This is a genomic window from Ohtaekwangia sp. (assembly GCF_036568665.1).
In the GTDB taxonomy this organism is placed as follows: Bacteria; Bacteroidota; Bacteroidia; order Cytophagales; family Cyclobacteriaceae; genus Ohtaekwangia.
Genome location: NZ_DATCSD010000486.1, coordinates 1 through 4574, shown reverse-complemented (window position 1 = coordinate 4574; position 4574 = coordinate 1). Strand labels below are relative to the sequence as shown.

The window sequence follows — 4574 nt, the reverse complement described above, 5'->3', positions numbered from 1 at the left end:
GGCTGGGGATTAGGTGATTATCGTGGCGAACATGTTATTCAACACAGTGGCGGACTTCACGGCTTCCTGTCACAACTGGCACGCTATACGAAAGAAAATCTTACGGTTGTTATATTGACTAACGTAGTGCCACCGGATGCCGTGATGAATCCGAACACAGTAGCAGAATGCTTTCTCTGGCCGAAGATGGAGAAGCAGACATCTTATTCTGTACAGCAAACAGGAAAGGAAGACTTGAGTGCCTATATCGGCCGTTATGATTTTGGCAATGGCGCAGTAATGACTATTACTACAGAAGCCGATAATCTCTATGCGCAGCTTACCGGTCAGTCGCGCTTCCCTATATATCCGTCAGCACCGGCAGAATATTTCTGGAAGGTAGTGGAAGCCCGTATCAAGTTTGTTCGCAATGACAAAGGCGAAGTAACTCATGGTCATTTTACACAAGGCGGATTTACGATCGATGCCAAGAAACTGGCTGAGGAGTCTGTGGTGTCTGTAGACCAGGCACTCTACAAAGAATATAGCGGTAAATATAGCTATGGTGAGAATATTTTTATCTCGGTTACAAACGAAAATGGAAAGCTATATGCGCAGGCAACCAATCAGCAGAAGCTGGAGATATTCCCGGTATCCGATAAAGAATTTATTTTGAAAGAGATGAATGGTCGCGTAACATTTATACGTGAGTCCACTGGAAAGATCAGTAAAATGATTGTAGATATAGCGGGGCAGAAGAAAGATGCACCTCGTGTTGAGTAGGAGTGGGATTGTAAGATTGGAAAATTGAGAGATTAGAAGATTGTAAGATTTTAAAACTGTAAGATTGAGAAATTAAAGATCAGGATGCATTGAACGAGGAACCTTAAACCTTGAACAATGCATTCCTGAACCTTGAACTTTATACTTTAAACATACGAAGAGTTTCGGTCGCGGATCGGAGCTCTTCTCTTTTTATAATGGTAGTATAGTTAGATTGCTTTGCTGAACATGGCCGCTCCGCTGTTTGCTCCGTGGTTCATACGCTGATCAAATACCTGGCATATATTTCGGATAAAGGGTTGGCCTGCTGTGGTTACACGCATGCCTCCGTCTTCGTACAGGTAAAGTATACCTTCCTTTTCCATAGCGAGTAACGTTTCCAGCATGGCTGGTGTAATGGCATGCATGAGCAATTCGTGACTGAGTTGGCCGTGGCAACTGATCTGTTGAATACATAGCCGCATCAGTTGATCTTCGTCTGAGAGAACATGACCTTTGCGTATAGCCGTACCGGTAGTTTTTATGGAGTCGAGATATTCTTCTACGGTTTTTACATTCTGTGCATAGGCATAGTGTGCGTCACTGATCGCAGAAGCGCCCAGGCCAATAAGTAAATCTGTATGCGAAGTGGTATAGCCCATGAAGTTCCGGTGTAATTTACCGGATACCTGCGCTTTGAACAGCGAGTCGTGACGCAACGCAAAATGATCCATACCTATATCTGCATAGTCAGCCTTGCGAAGTAAATGTCTGCCTATCTCATAGAGGTGTCGCTTCAAAGCAGGTGAAGGAAGATCGGCTTCTTCATAGCCACGTTGTCCGGGTTTCAGCCAGGGTACATGGGCGTAGCTATAGAAGGCAACACGGTCAGGGCGCAGGGTCAGTATCTTTTCGATCGTATCCGAAACACTGAAGGGAGTTTGAAACGGTAATCCATATACCAGGTCAAAACTTACCGATTCATATCCGATCGCGCGCGCCTGTTCGGTAGCGCGTTGCAGATTTTCAAAGGGCTGTATACGATGTATTGTTTTTTGCACTTGCAGGTCTAGGTCTTGTACGCCATAACTCACGCGCGTAAAACCAAGATCGAATAATGTTTGCAGATGTTCTTCCGTTGTATTGTTCGGATGACCCTCGAAGCTGAACTCGGCGTTGTTGTGTATCAATACATCTTCCAGTAAATAGGAGATAAGCCAGTGTAAATTCTGAGTACTGAAAAATGTAGGTGTGCCGCCACCGAGGTGTAGTTCGCGGATCACCGGAGTTTTGCCCATGATCGCTTTATAGTGATCCCATTCTTTCAAGAGTGCCCGTATATAGGGAATTTCTACTGCGTGATTTTTGGTGATGCGTGTAGTGCAGGCGCAATACGTGCAAAGACTTTCGCAGAACGGTAAATGTATATATAGGCTGATACCGTCTGTGAGATTCGATTCTTCGAACGATTTTCGCACAGCCCTTCGCCATGCTTCCTGCGAGAACGAATCTGTATCCCAGTAAGGCACGGTAGGATAGCTGGTATAGCGCGGTGTCGGAACATCGTACTTCTTTAACAATTGTGCTGGAGATGGAAAACTTATCATGCCCCTAAATACATGTTCCCTGGAGCAATTAAACAGGAGCAATGTCAGGCATATTCCTGATTTTTGTCAGGTCGGAATGGGGGAGAGTCGTCTATGTTTGCCAGTAAAGATCCTCGGAAAGCTATTGATGAAAACGTATTGTTATGAACGATCACAACGTCTCCCATAGACGCAGGGAAGGATTTTTCGCTATGAATTCAAACCGCTTCCGCTACAGCATGGGCTATATAGGATTCGGGGCTGGCATCGGTCTTATTGTACTCGCGATAGGTGTGGATCTATGGACGCAGGAGCAGGGCACCGGACTTACCGGTATAGTTGATCTGTATAAAAACAACCCGATACACTGGATCATTCTTACGGCTCCATTCTTTCTCACTTCGTTATTCTATATCATGGGCAAGATGATCAGCGAACGCGAGCAACACATTGAAGAGCGTTTGCAACAGGAGAAGAATCAGTTTTCATTGCTGGAACATTTCATCGAAGACCTGGAGTACGAGCGGTATCATGTTTCCGTATCGCCAGACTTTGATAACAAAACAGTAGCGAAACATCTCGAACATTTTCGCGATAAACTGCTGGCGGGTAAAACAGCGGAAGAGAAGCGGGCATGGGAAAATCAGGGCCTGGCTTCTTTCGGAGATTTACTGCGAAAGGTAAACGACAGCGATACGCTTGCACAGGAAGTTGTACGTTTTGTTGTAAAGTATCTGTCGTGTAATCAGGGCTCGCTCTTCCTGGTGCAGGAGAACAACGATGATGTACTGGATCTGAAAGCATGCTATGCGTATGACAAACGCAAATTCCTTTCGCATTCTATTACGGCTGGAGAAGGAATGGCCGGACAATGTTTTCTGGAGGGAGAGACGGTATTGTTATACGATATTCCGCAAGACTATATTAGCATCACTTCCGGTTTAGGCACAGCCAACCCGACCTGTATTGTAATTGTACCGCTCAAGTATAAAGAAGTTGTTGTAGGTGTAGTGGAAGTAGCTTCATTTGTACGGCTGGAGCAACACCAGGTAAAATTCCTGGAGAAATGTGCTGAAGCTTTTGCCTCGGTGATACAGGCCGCGCGTGTAAATCAAAATGTAAAGCAGTTGCTCAAAGAATCACAACACCAGACCGAACAACTGCAATCGCAGGAAGAAGAAATGCGACAGAACATGGAAGAACTCAAAGCCATGCAGGAGCAGATCACGCGGCAGTTGGAAGAAAATATACGGGTAAAGCAGGAACTGGAAGTCCGCGAGCGTGTACTTGGTCTTACAACGATATTGTCAGAGTCTGATCTATATGGAACGATTACATTTGCCAATGAAAAGTTCTGTGAAGTATCGCAGTATAGATTGGAAGAACTTATCGGTAAACCTCACAACCTCGTGAGGCACGCTGATATGCCGAAAGAAATATTTAAACTGATGTGGAAGACTATACGCCAGGGAAAAGCATTCCGTGGTATAGTAAAGAACCGAAAGAAAGACGGCAGTCACTATTGGGTAGATGCCACCATCGTTCCTATACTCGATCATGGCGTACCCGTAAAATATATAGGTGCCCGCTATCACATCAAAGACGAAGCCCTCGCCCTCAAACTATACGAACAACAACTCGAGCGACTGGGGATAGTGGAGAGTGTGGAGATGTAGGAGGATTGAAAAATTGGAAGATTAGAAGATTGGAAAATTCGAAAATTATAAAATTGGAAAATTTTAAGATTCCTAGAATATACTATATATCTAGCATAGGCCAGGCAATTTTTCAATCTTCCAATTTTGTAATCTTCAAATCCTGTATTTCTCTAATCTTTCAATTCTTCACAAACACTGCACGAAAACAATTCCACGGAGTATTCTCGTCTGCGGGTTTGGCGTCTTTCTTTTTTACAGCATAGAAGCCGGTAAGAAAACTTTCGGCATCAGACCATACGGTTTGAACTATACCCTGGTAATTTTCGCGCATCTCGGGTGTAGCATCTTTTCGAAAGGTAATCATGTCGGCAGCTTGGGCTACACCTACTTGTGGATTTCTCCACGGGCAGGTAACAACACGTAATCCTTTCATAGCGAAATATACCGCGGTCTTGTCAGGACGTTCGTAATGCCAGTCGCAGATCATCACATCTTTAGGGATCATATCAATCGCGCGGTAAGTATTGTTATAGCTTGCTTCCCACATACCGAGTCCGGTAGTCTTGCCATCGATCAGGCGATCACCCCA

3 protein-coding genes and 1 pseudogene are annotated in these 4574 nt (G+C 44.8%); 2 read left to right on the top strand and 2 right to left on the bottom strand.

Translation table 11 applies throughout. The features are described from left to right. The coding region (locus VIN08_RS28165) for a DUF3471 domain-containing protein (protein ID WP_331973023.1) at positions 1–762 on the top strand (762 nt) is incomplete at its 5' end. Positions 763–971: 209 nt separating this feature from the next. Here VIN08_RS28165 and hemN read toward each other — a convergent pair. Continuing rightward, entirely contained in the window at positions 972–2348 is a 1377-nt protein-coding gene (hemN, locus tag VIN08_RS28160; RefSeq protein ID WP_331973021.1) for an oxygen-independent coproporphyrinogen III oxidase, read from the bottom strand. A gap of 191 nt (positions 2349–2539) precedes the next feature. Here hemN and VIN08_RS28155 point away from each other — a divergent pair, with 191 nt between their 5' ends. Then, positions 2540–4003: a PAS domain-containing protein gene (locus tag VIN08_RS28155; RefSeq protein ID WP_331973019.1), complete on the top strand. Its 1464-nt coding sequence runs from the start codon at positions 2540–2542 to the stop codon at positions 4001–4003. A 160-nt stretch (positions 4004–4163) separates the two neighbouring features. Here VIN08_RS28155 and VIN08_RS28150 read toward each other — a convergent pair. Beyond that, a pseudogene (locus VIN08_RS28150) lies at positions 4164–4574 on the bottom strand (glycoside hydrolase); the annotation flags it as partial.